Source organism: Streptomyces bugieae (genome assembly GCF_036352915.1).
Taxonomy (GTDB): domain Bacteria; phylum Actinomycetota; class Actinomycetes; order Streptomycetales; family Streptomycetaceae; genus Streptomyces; species Streptomyces endophytica.
Window position 1 is genome coordinate 46,245 of sequence record NZ_JAZBJP010000029.1, and the last position, 17,666, is coordinate 63,910.

The 17,666-nt window shown below is 71.8% G+C and carries 11 protein-coding genes; 5 read left to right on the forward strand and 6 right to left on the reverse strand.

Annotation, left to right across the window (positions count from 1 at the left end):
• Positions 1-208: 208 nt before the first annotated feature.
• From V2J85_RS31075 to V2J85_RS31090, 4 genes are all read right to left on the reverse strand, one after another.
• Complete coding sequence (locus tag V2J85_RS31075; protein WP_330823442.1) at positions 209-1,015, reverse strand: DUF4232 domain-containing protein; 807 nt, start codon at positions 1,013-1,015, stop codon at positions 209-211.
• A gap of 133 nt (positions 1,016-1,148) precedes the next feature.
• Positions 1,149-3,113, reverse strand: a complete 1,965-nt coding sequence (locus V2J85_RS31080; protein WP_261956772.1) for an AfsR/SARP family transcriptional regulator — start codon at positions 3,111-3,113, stop codon at positions 1,149-1,151.
• Between the two features lies 1 nt (position 3,114).
• Positions 3,115-4,410 (reverse strand): M18 family aminopeptidase, encoded by a 1,296-nt coding sequence (locus V2J85_RS31085; RefSeq protein ID WP_261956773.1) that lies wholly within the window; start codon positions 4,408-4,410, stop codon positions 3,115-3,117.
• Between the two features lie 313 nt (positions 4,411-4,723).
• The gene (locus V2J85_RS31090) at positions 4,724-6,550 is read right to left on the reverse strand and encodes an acyl-CoA dehydrogenase (protein WP_330823443.1); all 1,827 of its coding nucleotides are present in this window, start codon (positions 6,548-6,550) and stop codon (positions 4,724-4,726) included.
• 168 nt (positions 6,551-6,718) lie between these two features.
• Between V2J85_RS31090 and V2J85_RS31095 the strand changes: the two genes are divergently transcribed.
• From V2J85_RS31095 to V2J85_RS31105, 3 genes are all read left to right on the forward strand, one after another.
• Positions 6,719-7,192 carry an SseB family protein gene (locus V2J85_RS31095; protein ID WP_330823444.1) on the forward strand — a complete coding sequence of 158 codons (474 nt, stop codon included), beginning with the start codon at positions 6,719-6,721 and terminating at the stop codon, positions 7,190-7,192.
• A gap of 163 nt (positions 7,193-7,355) precedes the next feature.
• Positions 7,356-8,309, forward strand: coding sequence for a pirin family protein (locus V2J85_RS31100; protein WP_330823445.1), 954 nt, complete (start codon positions 7,356-7,358; stop codon positions 8,307-8,309).
• A gap of 124 nt (positions 8,310-8,433) precedes the next feature.
• A complete protein-coding gene (locus V2J85_RS31105) occupies positions 8,434-9,591 on the forward strand; it encodes an AI-2E family transporter (RefSeq protein WP_261956777.1) in 1,158 nt (385 codons plus the stop codon).
• Here V2J85_RS31105 and V2J85_RS31110 read toward each other — a convergent pair.
• A complete protein-coding gene (locus tag V2J85_RS31110; protein ID WP_330823447.1) occupies positions 9,510-11,684 on the reverse strand; it encodes an ATP-binding SpoIIE family protein phosphatase in 2,175 nt (724 codons plus the stop codon). The genes V2J85_RS31105 and V2J85_RS31110 overlap by 82 nt on opposite strands.
• A gap of 309 nt (positions 11,685-11,993) precedes the next feature.
• Here V2J85_RS31110 and aspS point away from each other — a divergent pair, with 309 nt between their 5' ends.
• Both aspS and V2J85_RS31120 read left to right on the forward strand, forming a co-directional pair.
• Entirely contained in the window at positions 11,994-13,757 is a 1,764-nt protein-coding gene (gene aspS / locus V2J85_RS31115; protein WP_261956779.1) for an aspartate--tRNA ligase, read from the forward strand.
• A gap of 195 nt (positions 13,758-13,952) precedes the next feature.
• The gene (locus V2J85_RS31120; protein ID WP_261956780.1) at positions 13,953-15,701 is read left to right on the forward strand and encodes a hypothetical protein; all 1,749 of its coding nucleotides are present in this window, start codon (positions 13,953-13,955) and stop codon (positions 15,699-15,701) included.
• 109 nt (positions 15,702-15,810) lie between these two features.
• On the opposite strand, the gene metG is transcribed toward V2J85_RS31120, so the two are convergent.
• A complete protein-coding gene (metG, locus tag V2J85_RS31125) occupies positions 15,811-17,526 on the reverse strand; it encodes a methionine--tRNA ligase (RefSeq protein ID WP_261956781.1) in 1,716 nt (571 codons plus the stop codon).
• Between the last annotated feature and the right edge of the window lie 140 nt (positions 17,527-17,666).

The following is a 17,666-nucleotide window of genomic DNA, read 5'->3' on the forward strand; positions in this document are numbered from 1 at the left end:
GAACATCGTGGGACGAGGGAAGGGGGCCGGCCCGCGGCTCTGTGTCCCTTGGGACATCGCCGCCGCGTGCACGGCGTGGACCTGCGGAGACGTCCGCCGCATGGGACATCACGGGCCCCTGCGTGAGACATGTCGGGACAGCCGGCAGGGCGCCCGCTGGGGGATGCGGGCGCCCTGGTTCATGGGGAGTCGGCGGTGGCGCGGTGCCTCACCAGGCAGCGGCGTCGCCTGCGTCCGACTGCCAGTTGGTCACCCACGCGCTGTCGTCGACGTACACCGCGCCGCCCGGCAGCGCCACCTTCGCCGAGCCGCCGACGCTGCCCTTGCCGTCGCGGCCCGGCAGGCTGACGTACAGCGCGGTCCGCCTGCCGCCGTTGCGGCCGGAGCCGTCCGCCGCGGAGGTCAGCACACCGGCGTAGCCCGACTCGCCGGGCGCGAGGGTGACCACCGCCTGGGGCCTGCTCTCCGGCAGGTCGGCGAGCGGCGACTGCGCGTCGTCGAAGCGCAGTTTGGGAGCGAAGTAGAGGTCGCAGGTGGCGCCGGAGGTGTTGGTGGCCACCAGCAGCAGGTGGTTGACCGGCCGTTGCAGCGGCTTGGCGACGATCCGGATCGCCGCGGCGTCACAGGCGGAGTGCCGTACGTCCGGGGTGCGCCGGCCGTGCCCGGCGGTCCCGCCGGCAGGACGGGCGTCGGTGCCGCCGTCCGCGCCGGGTACGTCGCGCCGTGCGGAGGCCTGCTGCGCCGCACCGCCGTCGGGCCGGGCACCGCTCCCCGCCTCGCCGGACTCCCTCACCGGCAGCTTGCGGGGCGCGCGGGACGCCGAGTCCTCGGCGCCCTGCGCCGCGGGGTGGAACGGTTTGGCCTCGCTGGTCTGCAGCGGGTTGTCCTGCCCGCCGCAGGCGGTGAGGCCGAGGGCGGCCACCGCGGTCAGACCGGCGGCGGCGATCCGCAGTGTGCCCCGCCGGGCGGCACGGGCGGTGCGAGGGCTGCTGGTGCGGTCCGGACGCTGCGGCATTGCGGTCTCCCCCGGTTCGGTCGGTCGATGCCCTCAGGTTGCCGCCCGCCGCTGCCGCGCCACTAACGCCCGCCTAACGTCCGTACCCGCCGACGTCCTTGGCGCCGTACGTCCCTCCCTGCCGCCCCCGCCGCTATGCCCCGCTCCCCCCGCCCTCGCCGCGCTCGTCCCGGGCGAACAGCTGGGTCAGCGTGCTGATCGTGTAGACATCGGTGGCCTCCTCGTCCACCAGATGCATTTCGGCGAGCCGGTCCAGGCCGTCCTGGGTGCGCTCCGGGTCGTAGCCGGCCAGCGCCGCCGCCACCGCCGCGTTGAGGTGCCCGTCCGCGCTGGTCGCCAGCGCCGACAGCAGCCGGGCGTCGTCCGCGGAGAGCCGGGCGACGGACATCCGCAGCGCCGCCGCGATCCCGGTGTCCTCCGCCGACAGCAGCGCCAGCCGCCGCTGTTCGTCGCGCAGTGCGGCCGCGAGCCGGGCCAGCCGCCAGCGCGGCCGGGCGGTCAGCTGGGCGGCCGCGGCCCGCAGCGCCAGCGGCAGCCCGTCGCACAGGTCGACCAGTTCGCGCGCGGCGGCCGGGTCCTCGGCCACCCGCTCCGGCCCGAGCATGGCGCCGAGCAGCGCCGCACCCTCCTCGTGGCCGAGTGCCTGGAGGCCCACCGGCCGGGCGCAGTCGGTGGCGACCAGGCCGTCGAGCCGGCTGCGGCTGGTGACGACCGTGGCGCAGTGCGGCCCGCCGGGGAGCAGCGGCCGTACCTGGGCCGAACTGCGGGCGTTGTCGAGGACGACCAGCAGCCGGCGCTCGGCGACCAGCGAACGGAACAGCGCGGAGGCGGCCTGCGCCGAGCCGGGGACCTGCTCCTGGGGAGTGCCGAGCGCGAGCAGGAAGTCGCGCAGGATCTCGGCCGGCGCCGCCTCGTCGCCCTCGCCGAAGCCGCGGAGGTCGGCGAAGAGCTGGCCGTCGGGGAAGGCGTCGGCGTGCAGATGCGCCCACTGCACGGCGCAGGCGGTCTTGCCGACGCCGACCGGTCCGGCGACCACCGCGAGCGGACTCTCGCCCGTGGTGCGGTCCATCAAGGCGTCGGTCAGTGCGGCGAGTTGGGGCTCCCGGCCCAGGAAGCGGGCGGGTGGCCGGGGCAGCAGCCGCGGCGCCGCACCGGTCCGCTCGGCCCCGGCCCCCGTACCGCCCGATACGGGGCCGAAGTCCGGAGCGGCGGCAAGCCCACCCTCGGGTCCCGGGCCGTCGGACTCCGACCCCGCCGTGCTCCCGTGCACGGGTGCCCGGCCCCCGCTCGTGGAAGGAGCCGCCTCCCGGCCCCCGCCCGTCGCCGGCTTCGTCGCGCCCCCGCGCCCGCTGCCCGCCGCCTCGGCGCGCAGGATCTCCTCGTACGCGCCGCGCAGCCGCTCGCCGGGGTCGACGCCCAGTTCCTCGTTGAGCAGCCGACGGGTGCGGTGGAACCACTCCAGCGCGTCGGACTGCCGCCCGGTGCGGAACAGCGCCCGCATCAGCCCGGCGATCAGTCCTTCCCGCAACGGGTGGTTGGCGGCCGCGGAGTAGAGGATCGCCACCGCCTGGTCGTGCTCGCCGAGTGCGCCGTGCGCCCGGCCCAGCGCTTCCACGGCCGCCAGCCGGCGCTCCTCCAGCGCATGCGCGGCGGCCGCGAACGGCGGGCTGGTGACCGTGCCGGTCAGCGCCGGACCGCGCCACAGGCCCAGCGCCTCACGCAGCAGCGCCACCGCGTCGGCCGGCGCGGCCTCGGGACGGGCCAGTGTCACCAGTTCGCTGAACCGGTGGGCGTCGATCAGCTCCTCCGGCAGCCGCAGCAGATAGGCGGAGCCGTGTGTGGCCAGCTCGATGCCGTACGCATCGGCGCCGCCCTCGGCGAGCGTGGCGCGCAGCCGGGAGACGTGCCCCTGGACGACCGTGCGCGCATGCTCGGGCGGCTCGTCCTCCCACAGGGAGTCGATCAACTGCTCCAGCGGAACGGTGGTGTTGGGCTGCAGCAACAGCAGCGCCAGCACACTGCGCCGTTTTGCGGGGCCGAGCGGCAGCTCCCGGGAGCCGGCCGTCACGGCGATCGGGCCGAGCAGCGAGAAATCCAACTCAGCCCTCCAGGAAGGCCGTCAGGGCGTTCGCGAGCAGGTAGGGGTCCTCGGCGCCGCACAGTTCGCGGGCCGAGTGCATGGACAGGATCGCCACGCCGATGTCGACGGTAGCGATGCCGTGCCGGGCCGCGGTGATCGGCCCGATGGTGGTCCCGCACGGCATCGAGTTGTTGGAGACGAAGCTCTGCCACGGCACGTCGGCGCGCTCGCAGGCCGCCGCGAAGACGGCCCGCCCGCTGCCGTCCGTGGCGTAGCGCTGGTTGACGTTCACCTTGAGGATCGGCCCGCCGTTGGGCATCGGCTGGTGCCCCGGCTCGTGCCGTTCGCTGTAGTTGGGGTGGACCGCGTGCCCGGTGTCGGACGACAGGCAGATGGTGCCGGCGAAGGCCCGCGCCCGGTCCTCGTACGAGCCGCCGCGGGCGAACACCGAACGCTCCAGGACCGTGCCGAGCAGCGGTCCGTCGGCGCCGGTGTCGGACTGGCTGCCGTTCTCCTCGTGGTCGAAGGCGGCCAGCACCGGGATGCTGGTCAGCGCGGAGCCCCGGGCGGCGGCCGCGGTGAGCGCGGCCGTACCGGCGTGCACGGACAGCAGGTTGTCCATCCGCGGCCCGGCGACCAGTTCGCGGTCGCGGCCCAGATAGGCCGGTGGCTCGATGCTGTGCACCATCAGGTCCCAGCCCTTGATGTCCCCGGCCGGGACGCCGGTCTCCTCGGCGACGAAGGCGATCAGATCGCCCTCGGCCACCTCGCCCAGGCCCCAGATGGGCGTCATGTGCCGCTGCTTGTCGAGCTTGAGGCCGTCGGCGTTGACCGAGCGGTCGAGGTGCACGGCGAGCTGCGGCACCCGCAGCAGCGCCCGGTCGACGTGGACGAGCCGGTGGGTCCCGTCGGCGAGCGTCACCCGGCCGCTCAGCCCGAGGTCGCGGTCGAGCCAGGTGTTGAGGAGGGTGCCGCCGTAGATCTCCACGGCGACCTGCCGCCAGCCGCGGGCGCCGGTGTCCGGAATCGGTTTCACCCGCAGATTGGGAGAGTCGGTGTGAGCCCCGACAATTCGGTACGGAGTCGCCGCGCTCGCGCCCTCGGGGACGTACCAGGCGATGATCGCGCCGCCGCGCAGCACATACCGTCCGCCGCTCTCGCCGTCCCAGGCGTCGGTCTCCGCGACCTGCCGGAAACCCGCCTTTTCCAGCCGCTCCGCCGCATTGGCGACCGCGTGGTACGGCGACGGACTGGCGGCGAGGAAGGACATCAGGTCGTCGGTGTGGCCGCGATCGAAGCGGGCGGAGTTGGTCATGGATTCAGCATAAGGAGCCGGGCCCCGCATTCCCCGTGCGCGTGCGGAGTGACTCCGCTCCCTTCCGGCCACGATTTCTGCATTCCAGAAGGAGAACCCCACTGGAACGAACGATTCCGGTCTGGCGGACGGGCGGGCCGGGCCGGTACGTGACGAAGCCCGCCTCCCCGGGGGAAGGGAGGCGGGCCACGTCAGTCTGGACGGCTTCCATGAGAGACCTCTAAGAACTCTGGGAAGAGGTCCTCAGGAAGGCCGCGCGCCCGGGCAGCGGACCCTGCCCCGGAACGCGGCCCCGCCGCTCCCGATCCGTTCCTTAGAACGCGGCCTCGTCGAGCTCCATCAGCGACTGGTCGACCGACTCGGCCAGGCCGCGCTCGACGGAGACGCCCGGCAGGATGTTGTGCGCGAAGAACTTCGCCGCGGCGATCTTGCCGGTGTAGAACGGCTTGTCCTTCGCCGAGGCGCCGGCCAGCTTCTCCGCGGCCACCGCCGCGCCCTTGAGGAGGAGGTAGCCGACGACGACGTCACCGGAGGCCATCAGCAGGCGGGTGGTGTTGAGGCCGACCTTGTAGATGGACTTGACGTCCTGCTCGGTCGCGGCGAGGTCGGTCAGCATGGCGCCGACGATCGCCTCCAGGTCGGCGGCGGCCTTCGCCAGCTCGCCGCGGGCCTGCGCCAGCTCCTCGCCACCGGTGTTGTCGGCGAGGAACTTCTTGATCTCCTCGGACAGCACGGTCAGCGCCTGGCCCTGGTCCCGGACGATCTTCCGGAAGAAGAAGTCCTGGCCCTGGATCGCGGTGGTGCCCTCGTAGAGGGTGTCGATCTTGGCGTCGCGGATGTACTGCTCGATCGGGTACTCCTGGAGGTACCCGGAGCCACCGAAGGTCTGCAGCGACTGCGCCAGCTGCTCGTAGGACTTCTCCGAGCCGTAGCCCTTGACGATCGGCAGCAACAGGTCGTTGAGGCGGTTGGCGGCGCTGGCGTCCTCGCCCGCGGCCTCCTTGGCGATGATCTCGTCCTGGACCGTGGCGGTGTAGAGCACCAGGGCGCGCATGCCCTCGGCGTACGCCTTCTGCGTCATCAGCGAGCGGCGCACGTCGGGGTGGTGGGTGATGGTGACGCGCGGCGCGGCCTTGTCGGTGAAGGCCGCCAGGTCGGGACCCTGCACGCGCTCCTTGGCGTACTCCAGGGCGTTGAGGTAGCCGGTGGAGAGCGTGGCGATGGCCTTCGTGCCGACCATCATCCGCGCGAACTCGATGATCTTGAACATCTGGCGGATGCCGTCGTGCTTCTCACCGAGCAGCCAGCCCTTGGCGGGGTGGTTGGCGCCGAACGTCATCTCGCAGGTGTTGGAGGCCTTCAGGCCCATCTTGTGCTCGACGTTCGTGGCGTAGACGCCGTTGCGCTCGCCCAGCTCGCCGGTCTCCCAGTCGAAGTCGTACTTCGGCACGATGAACAGCGACAGGCCCTTGGTGCCCGGGCCGTGGCCCTCGGGGCGGGCGAGGACGAAGTGCACGATGTTCTCGGACATGTCGTGCTCACCGGAGGTGATGAAGCGCTTGACGCCCTCGATGTGCCAGGAGCCGTCCTCCTGCTGGGTGGCCTTGGTGCGGCCGGCGCCGACGTCCGAACCGGCGTCCGGCTCGGTCAGCACCATCGTGGAGCCCCACTGCTTCTCGACCATCAGCTGGGCAATGCGGTGCTGCTCCTCGGTGCCCTCGTCGTGCAGGACGCCGGCGAAGGCGGGGCCGGAGGCGTACATCCAGACGGCCGGGTTGGCGCCCAGGATGGTCTCGGCGAAGCCCCACAGCAGGGAGCGCGGCGCGGTGGTGCCGCCGATCTCCTCCGGGATGCCCAGCCGCCACCACTCGGCGTCCATGTACGCCTGGTAGCTCTTCTTGAACGTGTCGGGGATCGGCGCGGTGTTGGTGTCCGGGTCGAAGACCGGGGGGTTGCGGTCCGTGTCGGAGAACGACTCGGCGAGCTCGTTCTCCGACAGCCGGGCTATCTCGGACAGCACGCTCTTGGCGGTGTCGACATCCATCTCCGCGAAGGGTCCGGTGCCGTACACGCTGTCACGGCCCAGCACCTCGAAGAGGTTGAACTCGATGTCGCGGAGATTCGACTTGTAGTGGCCCATGGGTACGGCTCCGTAAGGGTTCGGGAGAGGACCCCAAGGCTGGGACCTCAGACGCAATACCGGCTAGTAGCTAGCATGATGCTACCCGCGGGTAATAAGAATCAACCCCTTCCGCCCATCTGTGACGAGCGTCCCCCGGTGCCGCGCCGACTCAGTAGGCTGAGGCGCATGTACGGCTACGACCAGAACGCGGGTGCCGGGCAGCAGTACGGCGCGCCTCCGCCACCGCCGCAGCAGTCGGCCCCCGGGGGCTACGGCGATCAGCCGCTCTACCCCGAGCCGTCCCCGCCCTCGCTCGCCGACGCGGTGCGCGCCTTCACCACCGGCTCGATGTCGGCCGAGGACTTCCAGGGCATCTTCTCGACGTCCAAGGTGTACTGCCCGCGCGGTGACAACCCCGGTTTCCTGGCGCTGCACAACACCCAGCAGCCGGTGATCCCGATGTTCACCTCGCTCAAGGAGCTGCGGCGGTACGCGGGCAAGGAGTCCAAGTACTTCGTGATCACCGGCGCCGAGGTGCTCGACCTGCTGCCGACCGGCTACGGCTTCGTCCTCGACATGGAGGGCGACCACCGGATGGTCTTCGACGCCAAGGCCGTGGAGCAGATGGTCGACTTCGCGATGCGGCGGATGTACGGCTGAGCGTCCCGCGGAGACCGCCCCGGCTTCCTGAACGGCCGGCCGACATGCTCGGCCGGCCGTCTTCTTTGCTCCTGTGACCTGCGAAAACGCGGGCGGGAATGCCGCATGCCTTGCAGGTTGTTCAGCATTCAACTAAGTTTGGTGAGCGACCGAGGAGGCCGTCATGCCCGCTGTGACCGTAGAGAACCCGCTGACCCTGCCCCGTGTGGCGGCACCCGCCGCGGCGCAGGCCCGTCCCGTGCTGGGCGTCGCCACCGCGCCGAGCGGATTCGAAGGCGAAGGCTTCCCGGTGCGCCGGGCCTTCGCCGGCATCGACTACAAGCACCTCGACCCGTTCATCATGATGGATCAGATGGGCGAGGTGGAGTACGCGCCCGGAGAGCCCAAGGGCACGCCCTGGCACCCGCACCGCGGCTTCGAGACCGTCACGTACCTGATCGACGGCACGTTCGTGCACCGTGACTCGCACGGCGGCGGTGGGGTCATCAACGGCGGTGACACGCAGTGGATGACGGCGGGCTCCGGTCTGCTGCACATCGAGGCGCCGCCGGAGTCGCTGGTCATGTCCGGCGGTCTCTTCCACGGCCTCCAGCTGTGGGTCAACCTGCCGAAGAGCGACAAGATGATGGCCCCCCGCTACCAGGACATCGGCGGCGGCCAGGTCAAGCTGCTGACCTCCGCCGACGGCGGGGCGCTGCTGCGCCTGATCGCCGGTGACATCGACGGCCACCACGGGCCGGGCGTCACGCACACGCCGATCACGATGATGCATGTGACGGTGAATCCCGGTGCCGAGCTGACCCTCCCCTGGCGCAAGGATTTCAACGCCCTCGCCTACGCCCTGGCCGGGCGCGGCACCGCCGGCGTGGACGGCCGCCCGTTCCGCATGGGCCAGGCGGTGGTGTTCGGAGCCGGCGACTCGCTCACGATCCGGGCGGACGAGACCCAGGAGTCACGCAGCCCGAACTTCGAGGTGGTGCTGCTGGGCGGGCTGCCGATCCGCGAGCCGATGATGCACTACGGCCCGTTCGTGATGAACACCCACGCCGAACTGGCCCAGGCCTTCGAGGACTTCCAGGCCGGCCGGCTCGGCACGATCCCCGCCGGGGAGCACTGACCCGGCGTCGGACGTCGTGACGAGAGGCGGTGTTTCACGTGAAACGAGGTGTTTCACGTGAAACACCGCCTCCGGCGCGTTCCCCCGCCCGTTTCCGGACCGTGCGCCATGGTGGACTGTCCGGGTGCGAAACGATTCGGATCATGACCGGAGCGGCCCCGGCCCCGAACGGCCGCTGACGGAGAAGCCGTTGCTGCCGGTCGAGGCCCGCCGTGCCGCGGCCTGGTGCGTGGTGGCGCTGCTGATCGCGGCCGTGCTGGCCGTCGGCGTATGGCTGTGCGTCTTCCTGAGCGCGGCGGTCACGCCCGTGCTGCTGGCGCTGCTCGGCAGTGCGCTGCTCGGGCCGCTCTACCGGCGGCTGGTGGCGATGCGGCTCAACCGCTCGCTGGCGGCCGGGCTGACCTGCGCCGTCCTGCTGGTGGTGGTCGGCGGCGCCGGATACGTCGTCGTCAGTGCGCTGGTGGACACCGGGGACCAGATCATCGCCTCGCTCAAGGAGGCCGGCCAGGGCCTCTCCAAGAACTTCGGCGTGGCCGGTGCGTCACTCGACGACCTGGCCTCCAACGCCAAGAGCCTGGTCGCCAGGTTCGGCGGTGAGGCGGCGTCCGGGCTGCTGGCCGGGGTCAGCGTCGTCGGCCAGTTCATCGCCGCCGCGGTCCTCGCCCTGCTGCTGACGTTCTTCTTCCTCCGCGACGCGGACAAGGCCGTCCGCGCGCTGCACGACTGGGCGCCCGGCAATTCGGGTCCCCAGCTCGAACGGATGGCCCGCCGCGGTTTCCAGGCCATACAGGGCTTCATGCGCGGCACCACCTTCATCGCGCTGATCGACGCCCTCTGCATCACCGTCGGCCTGCTGATCCTCAAGGTGCCGGGCGCCCCGGGCCTGGGCGCACTGGTCTTCGTCGGCGCGTACATCCCCTACCTCGGCGCCTTCATCTCCGGCGCGGTGGCGATCCTGGTCGCCTTCGCCGACCGGGGCTTCGTGATCGCGCTGTGGACGCTCGGCGTCGTCCTCGCCGTCCAGGTGCTGGAGGGCCACGTCCTGCAGCCGATGATCCAGAGCCGTACGGTCCAGATGCACCCGGCGACGGTGATGCTGGCGATCACGGCCGGCGCGAGCGTGGCCGGCATCCTCGGCATGCTGCTGTCCGTCCCCCTGACCGCGGCGGTCTCCGGCGTCCTGCACGAACTGCGCAAGCACTACGCGGCGGATTCGGACTCCGCCTCGGGCTCCTCCAGCCCCGGTGACACCGGGCCCAGCGCGTCCCCCGCGTCCTCGTAGAGCTCGAACCACGTCGACTTGCCGTCCCCGCGCGGATCCACGCCCCACGCCCCGGCCAGCAGCTCCAGCAGCACCAACCCCCGTCCCGAGGAGGCCAGTTCGCCCGGGCTGCGGCGGTGCGGCAGCTCGTCGCTGCTGTCGGAGACGTCGACCCGGACCCGGCGGGCGCCCCGCTCCCCGGAGATCTCGGCGACCAGCAGCGCGTCCCCGTCGGTGTGCAGCAGGACGTTGGTGACCATTTCGGAGACCATCAGCACCGCCGAGTCGACCTGGTCCGGGTCGGCCCAGTCGTGCAGCACCTCGCGGACCTGCCGGCGCGCCTCGGCTATCCGGTGCGGTTCGGCCTGGGCCACGGAGAGCGCGGTGCGCCGTACGGGCTGCTGCGCCAGCAGTCCCCCGGTGCCGACACCGCAGCTGCCGCCCTCACGGCACAGCAGCAGAAGGGCGATGTCGTCCTCGCGGCGGTCCACCAGCGGCCCGGTGGTGTGGTGTGAGGGCGGCCCGTGCACGGCCTGGACCAGGGCGTCGGCGAGCCGTTCCAGATCCCCGTCGTCGGCGCCGACCTCGTGCGATTCGAGGATGGCGCGCAGTCGCGACCATCCGGTCTCCAGGTCGTGCCCGCCGGTCTCGATCAGCCCGTCGGTGCAGACCATCATCGTCTCGCCGGGCTCCAGGACGAGCCGGGTGATGGGGTAGTCGGTGTCCGGGACGATGCCCAGCGGCAGCCCGCCCGCGGTCGGCCGGATCAGCATCGTCCCGTCGCACAGCCGGATCGCCGGGTCGGGGTGGCCGGCCCGGGCGATGTCCAGCAGCCCGGTCGACGGGTCCACCTCGATGTACAGACAGGTGGCGAACCGCTGGTCCTCGCCGTTGCCGCGGAACTCCGTCGCATTGATCCCGGCCAGGAACCGCGACGCCCGCGAGAGCACCGCGTCCGGGTGGTGCCCCTCGGACGCATAGGCCCGCAGCGCGATCCGCAGCTGCCCCATCAGGCCCGCGGCCCGTACGTCATGGCCCTGCATGTCCCCGATGACCAGCGCGATCCGGCCCGACGGCAGCGGGATCATGTCGTACCAGTCGCCGCCCACCTCCAGGCCGCCGCCGGTCGGGACGTAGCGCGCCGCGACCGTCATCCCCGGGATGTCCGGCTGCACCGTCGGCCGCATGCTGCGCTGCAGCCCCAGCGCCAGCTCCTGCTGCTCCTCCTGCATCCCGGCCCGGGCCAGTGCCTGCGCCAGCATCCGGGCGACGGTGGTCAGCACCGAGCGCTCGTCGGGGGTGAAGGCGACCGGCTCGGCGAACCCCGCCATCCAGGCACCGATCGTCCGACCCGCGTTGACCAGCGGCAGGAACGCCCAGGACGTCCGGCCGAAGCGGGCGGCCAGCGGCCAGGTGGCCGGGTAGCGGCCGCGGTACTCCTCGGGCGTGGGCAGATAGATGGCCCGGCCGGTGCGGATCACCTCCGCGGCCGGGTACTCCGTCTCCAGCGGCATGTCGAGGAAGGGCTGCTCGTCGCCGGGCCGGTGTCCGTGGTGGCCGATGACCGACACCCGGTCGCCCTCGATCCCGAAGACCGCGAGGCCGTCCGGCATGAAACCGGGCATCGACAGCCCGGCCGCCACCCGCAGCACCTCGGCGGTGGACCGGGCCTCGGCCAGCGCCCGCCCCGCGTCCAGCAGGAACGCCTCGCGCGAGCGGCGCCAGTCGCCGGTGATCGGGGTGTGTGCGGCGGAGGTGCCGGGCAGCGGCTCGGGCACTTCCTGGAGGGTGCCGACCAGCTCGAAGTCACCGTCGACCATGCGGGGCCGGGAGCGGGTGCGGACCAGCCGCAGCACCCGCCCCTGCTCGTCGACGACCCGCAGCCGGGCCTCGGCCAGCGTCTCCTCGGCGACCGCGAGCTGCACGATGCCGTTGATCTCGGCGAAGTCGACGGGATGAAAACGGGAACGCACCGCCGCCTCGGTCAGCTCCACCGGCTCGGCCGGCAATCCGAGGAGCCGGGCCGCCTCGGCGTCGAGGCTCACCCGTCCCGTGGCGTTGTCCCAGTGCCAGAGGCCGGTCGCGATGGCAGCCAGGAGGTCCTTGGTGCGCATTGCCTCACTTTAGGTGCGTTTGCCGGAGGTCGACCAGAGAACGGATGTGACCCTCGTCCCAGTCACCCGCTCCCGGTGCACCCCGGTGAGCGCGCCGGAATCGTGCCGGGAACCCGCCGGGAATCGCTGATGCGTATATGTCAACGAAGTGCCGGGGGTCGGGGCGGTAACCTGGAGCGGTTATGTCAATCCTGGGGTGGCCTTTCGGGTGATCCACGGGGAGAGCGGCCGGGCGTCCGCACCGGATCCCGACCCCGCCCCCCTCCCGACAACTCCTCACCTCGACACTCGCGACGACTTGGATGAGCGATGCACCGGTACCGGTCCCATAACTGCGGCGAGCTCCGAGCCGCGGACGTCGACACCGACGTCCGCCTCAGCGGCTGGCTGCACAATCGACGTGACCTGGGCGGCATCCTCTTCATCGATCTGCGCGACCACTACGGTCTCGTCCAGCTCGTGGCCCGCCCCGGCACCCCCGGCGCCGAGGCGCTGGACAAGCTGACGAAGGAGACGGTCGTCCGCGTCGACGGCAAGGTCGTCTCGCGCGGCGCCGAGAACGTCAACCCGGAGCTGCCCACCGGCGAGATCGAGATCGAGGTCACCGAGGTCGAGGTCCTGGGCGCGGCCCAGCAGATCCCGTTCACGATCAACACGGACGACGGCGTCAACGAGGAGAAGCGCCTGGAGTACCGCTTCCTCGACCTGCGCCGCGAGCGGATGCACCGCAACATCATGCTGCGCTCGGCGGTCATCGCGTCCATCCGCCAGAAGATGACCGCCCTCGGCTTCAACGAGATGGCGACGCCGATCCTCAGCGCCACCTCCCCGGAGGGCGCCCGCGACTTCGTCGTGCCGTCCCGCCTGCACCCGGGCAAGTTCTACGCGCTGCCGCAGGCCCCGCAGCAGTTCAAGCAGCTGCTGATGATCTCGGGCTTCGACCGGTACTTCCAGATCGCCCCGTGCTTCCGCGACGAGGACGCCCGCGCCGACCGCTCGCCGGGCGAGTTCTACCAGCTCGACATCGAGATGTCCTTCGTCGAGCAGGAGGACGTCTTCCAGCCGGTCGAGAAGCTGATGACCGAGCTGTTCGAGGAGTTCGGCGGCGGCCGCCACGTCACCTCGCCGTTCCTGCGCATCCCGTTCCGCGAGGCGATGCTGAAGTACGGCTCCGACAAGCCGGACCTGCGCGCCCAGCTGGAACTCGTCGACATCACCGACGTCTTCGAGGGCTCGGAGTTCAAGGCGTTCGCGGGCAAGCACGTCCGTGCGCTGCCGGTGCCGGCCGTGCAGGACCAGCCGCGCAAGTTCTTCGACCAGCTCGGCGACTACGCGGTCCAGCAGGGCGCCAAGGGCCTGGCCTGGGTGCGCGTCGGCGAGGACGGCTCCCTGTCCGGCCCGATCGCCAAGTTCCTCACCGAGGAGAACGTCAAGGTCCTCACCGAGCGCCTCGGCCTGGAGGCCGGCCACGCGGTCTTCTTCGGCGCGGGCGAGTTCGACGAGGTCTCGAAGATCATGGGCGCGGTCCGCGTCGAGGCCGCCAAGCGCGCCGGCCACTTCGAGGAGAACGTCTTCCGCTTCTGCTGGATCGTCGACTTCCCGATGTACGAGCGGGACGAGGAGACCGGCAAGATCGACTTCTCCCACAACCCCTTCTCGATGCCCCAGGGCGGCATGAAGGACCTGGAGGAGAAGGACCCGCTGGACATCCTGGGCTGGCAGTACGACATCGTCTGCAACGGCGTCGAGCTGTCCTCCGGCGCGATCCGGAACCACGAGCCGGACATCATGATCAAGGCCTTCGAGATCGCCGGCTACGACCGTGAGACCGTCGAGGAGAAGTTCGCGGGCATGCTCCGCGCCTTCCGCTTCGGCGCCCCGCCGCACGGCGGTATCGCCCCGGGCGTCGACCGCATCGTCATGCTGCTCGCGGACGAGCCGAACATCCGCGAGACCATCGCGTTCCCGCTGAACGGCAACGCGCAGGACCTGATGATGGGCGCGCCCACCGAGCTGGAAGAGGCCCGGCTCAAGGAGCTCAGCCTCAACATCCGCAAGCCGCAGGTGAAGTAGCCACCACCGGCAGGGGCCGGGGCCGGCTCCCGCCGGGCCGCAGGGGCGGTGTTTCACGTCGTTCGTTTCACGTGAAACACCGCCCCTCGCCATGTCGCGACCCGGCGCCCCGGCCGTGCACCGCGCGCGGCGCCCTGTGCTCCAACCGCACCACACATGTGGCCGGGCGCACGCCACCCCCGCAGGGTGGTGCCCATGCAGCAAGCCAGCCTCCTCCCCGGCCCGACCGGACTGGGCCCGCGGGTCCACCCGACGCGCCCCGCACCGGGCAGCGATCTGCGGTGGCTGATCACCGTCGCCGCCGTCTTCACCGCCGGGCAGCTCTACTTCGCCGTCGCCACCCCCGGCCTGGGATGGGACGAGACGGTCTACGTCAGCCAGGTCGACCCGCACACCCCGGCCGCGTACTTCAGCGCACCGCGCGCCCGCGGCGTCACCCTCCTCCTCGCCCCGGTCGTCGCCTTCACGACCTCGGCCCCCGCGCTGCACTGCTACCTCGCGCTGCTCTCCGGCGCCGGGCTCCTGCTCACCCTCTGCATCTGGCGGCGCCTGCTGCCGCCCCCCGTCCCCGCGCTCGGCGGCGCGCTGTTCGCCGGCCTGTGGGTCACCCTCTTCTACGGCCCGCAGGCCATGCCCAACCTGTGGGTCGGCTACGCCGCGCTCACCGCCACCGGCTGCTTCCTCCTCGCGGTGCGCCAGCCGCCCGTACAGCTGGCTCCGGCGGCCGGCCGGGGCGCGGCCACCGGCCTCGCCGCCGCGGTGGCACTGGTCGCGCTGATGCGCCCCACCGACGCGGTGTGGCTGGCCGTTCCGCTCTTCCTGGCCGGGCTCGTCGTACCGGCCTGGCGCCGGTCCACCGTCCTGCTCGCCCTCCCGGCCGGGCTCGCCCTCGGCTGTGCCGAGTGGATCATCGAGGCGTACGTCTCCTACGGCGGCTTCCCGGCCCGGCTGCGGCAGGCCGCGGAGATCCAGGGCGGCCTCGGCTGGCACCCGTCCTTCGCCGACCACGCCCGGGCGCTCCAGGGCAAGACCCTGTGCCGCCCCTGTCACCTGGCCTGGGACCATCCGGTGGCGGCGGCATGGTGGTGCGCGCTCCCGCTCGCCGTGGCCGGCGCGGTCCGGTCCGCGGTCCGCGCCCGCGAACCCGGCGGCGCGCTGCACCGCTACGGACCGGTGTGGCCGCCCGGCCACGGACCGCACTCCGGCCGGCGCGACGGCCTCTGGCTCGACCCCGTACGGCTGGGCAGCCTCGTCCTGGACCCGGCCCGCGCCGACCGCCTCGGCACGGGCGGGGTGGGGCAGCGGGACGGGCAGACCTGGCCGACCCTCCGCCTCCACGACCCCGACGGCTCGCTGCACCGCTACGGCGCGGCACCCGTCGTGCTCCCGTCCCTGATCGGCCTCTGCCTCGCCGCCCCCTACCTCCTGGCGGTCGACTACGCCGCCCCGCGCTTCCTGCTGCCCGCGTACGCGCTGCTGATGATGCCCGCCGCCTGGTTCCTGTGCCGGCTGGTCCGCCTCCCACGCCGGCGGCACGCCCTGGCGGTGGTCCTCCTGGCCGTCGCGCTGCTGGGACACGAGGCGGTCCAGCTGGCGATCCTGCACAAGATGCAGCGCGGAACGGTACGCGCCCAGAACGACATCGGCCGGATCGTCCGCACCCTGCGCACCGCCGGTCTGCGGCCGCCGTGCGCCGTCAGCGGCGAGGAGGCGGTCCGGGTCGCCTACCAGGCCGGCTGCGCGTCCCGCCAGCCCGCCGGCCACGACGCCAGCATCACGCCCACCGCCCTGACCCGGCTCGGCACCCGCCGCCCCGCCGCCGTCCTGCTCGCGGCCGGCCACCGGCCCCCGCACTACGCCCGCGGCTGGCGCAAGGCCCCCCTCCCCCCGACCCCCGGTCTGAAGCCGCTGACCGCCTACGTCTCACCGGGCACAAAGCCATAAGGCCCCCACGGCCGCCGGCCCCCCATACACGTGCGCCCGTCCCACCCCCTCGGGGGCGGAACGGGCGCACACGTGGCAGGACCGGCCGGCCGTCCGGCGTTGCGGAGGATTACCCCTCCGCACCACCGAAGCGCTCCCGGTACGAGTCCAGGTCCTCCTCGGTGATCTTCGCGAAGAGCACCGGCGGCACCGTGAACGGCGTCCCCGCGGGCACCGCCGCCAGCGCCTTCGCCTCGTCCTGCGAGACCCACACGGCAGTGTCGTCCGCCAGCGCGAACGCACTCCGCATCGCCTTCGCCGACGCCGGGATGAACGGCTCGGAGACCACCGCGTACAGGTGGATCAGGTTCATCGCGGTGCGCAGCGTCAGCGCCGCCGCGTCCTTGTCGGTCTTGATCTCCAGCCAGGGGGCCTTCTCCTCCAGGTAGGAGTTGCCCGCGCTCCACAGGGCGCGCAGCGAGGCCGACGCCTTGCGGAACTGCAGCGCCTCCATGTGGCCCTCGTACTCCGCCAGCAGCCCGGCGATCTCCTCGCCCAGCTTCTGCTCCGCGGCACCTGCCTCGGCACCCGCCGGGACCTCGTCGCCGAACCGCTTGCGGGAGAACGACAGCACCCGGTTGACGAAGTTGCCGAGCGTGTCCGCGAGGTCCTTGTTCACCGACGACGAGAACAGCTCCCAGGTGAAGGAGGTGTCGTCCGACTCCGGCGCGTGGGCCATCAGGAAGTAGCGCCAGTAGTCGGCCGGCAGCAGCTCCAGCGCCGCGTCCGTGAAGACGCCCCGGCGCTGCGAGGTGGAGAACTTCCCGCCGTAGTAGTTCAGCCAGTTGAAGGCCTTGAGGAAGTCGACCTTCTTCCACGGCTCGCGGGTCCCCAGCTGCGTCGCCGGGAACATCACGCTGTGGAACGGCACGTTGTCCTTGGCCATGAATTCCGTGTAGCGGACGTCCTCGGCCTCGTACCACCACGACTTCCAGTCGCGGTTCTCCGGGTCGGCGTCCGACCACTCCTTCGTCGCGCCGATGTACTCGATCGGTGCGTCGAACCAGACGTAGAAGACCTTGCCCTCGGCCGCCAGCTCCGGCCACACGTCCGCCGGGACCGGCACGCCCCAGTCCAGGTCACGGGTGATCGCCCGGTCCTGCAGGCCCTCGGTCAGCCACTTGTGCGCGATCGACGACGCGAGGGTCGGCCACTCCTTGCTGCCGTTGCCCTCCAGCCAGCCCTCGACCTCGTGCTGCAGCTTCGACTGGAGCAGGAACAGGTGCTTGGTCTCCCGCACCTCCAGGTCACCGCTGCCGCTGATCGCCGACCGGGCGTCGATCAGGTCGGTCGGGTCCAGCACCCGGGTGCAGTTCTCGCACTGGTCGCCGCGCGCCTTGTCGTAGCCGCAGTGCGGACAGGTGCCGACGATGTAGCGGTCGGGCAGGAAGCGCTCGTCGGCGTTCGAGTAGACCTGCCGGATGGCCCGCTCCTCGATGAAGCCGTTCTCGTGCAGCTTCCGCGCGAAGTGCTGCGTGAGCTCGACGTTCTCCGGCGAGGAGCTCCGCCCGAAGTAGTCGAACCGCAGCCCGAAGCCCTCGTAGATCGCCTTCTGCTTCTCGTGCTGCTCGCCGCAGAACGCGTCGACCGACTGCCCGGCCTCCTTCGCCGCCAGCTCGGCCGGCGTCCCGTGCTCGTCCGTCGCACAGATGTAGAGCACGTCCTGCCCCCGCTGCCGCAGGTACCGGGCGTACACGTCGGCCGGGAGCATGGACCCCACCATGTTGCCCAGGTGCTTGATCCCGTTGATGTACGGAAGGGCGCTGGTGATGAGGTGTCGAGCCATTGCCGGCTGCTCCCAAGTCGCTACGGTGAGTGAGGATTTGCTTTACGGAACGTCAATATCGTACTGGACGGGGCGGGGGTGCCCGCGCGGCTGTTTTGCAGTGCGGACAGTGCCCGCGGCGGCTGATCACCGCGCGCAGC

Bases quoted from the DNA above. Each gene is read 5' to 3' on its own strand.
- V2J85_RS31075 (WP_330823442.1), bottom strand. From the start codon at position 1,015: ATGCCGCAGCGTCCGGACCGCACCAGCAGCCCTCGCACCGCCCGTGCC.
- V2J85_RS31085 (WP_261956773.1), bottom strand. From the start codon at position 4,410: ATGACCAACTCCGCCCGCTTCGATCGCGGCCACACCGACGACCTGATG.
- V2J85_RS31090 (WP_330823443.1), bottom strand. From the start codon at position 6,550: ATGGGCCACTACAAGTCGAATCTCCGCGACATCGAGTTCAACCTCTTC.
- V2J85_RS31095 (WP_330823444.1), top strand. From the start codon at position 6,719: ATGTACGGCTACGACCAGAACGCGGGTGCCGGGCAGCAGTACGGCGCG.
- V2J85_RS31100 (WP_330823445.1), top strand. From the start codon at position 7,356: ATGCCCGCTGTGACCGTAGAGAACCCGCTGACCCTGCCCCGTGTGGCG.
- V2J85_RS31110 (WP_330823447.1), bottom strand. From the start codon at position 11,684: ATGCGCACCAAGGACCTCCTGGCTGCCATCGCGACCGGCCTCTGGCAC.
- aspS (WP_261956779.1), top strand. From the start codon at position 11,994: ATGCACCGGTACCGGTCCCATAACTGCGGCGAGCTCCGAGCCGCGGAC.
- V2J85_RS31120 (WP_261956780.1), top strand. From the start codon at position 13,953: ATGCAGCAAGCCAGCCTCCTCCCCGGCCCGACCGGACTGGGCCCGCGG.
- metG (WP_261956781.1), bottom strand. From the start codon at position 17,526: ATGGCTCGACACCTCATCACCAGCGCCCTTCCGTACATCAACGGGATC.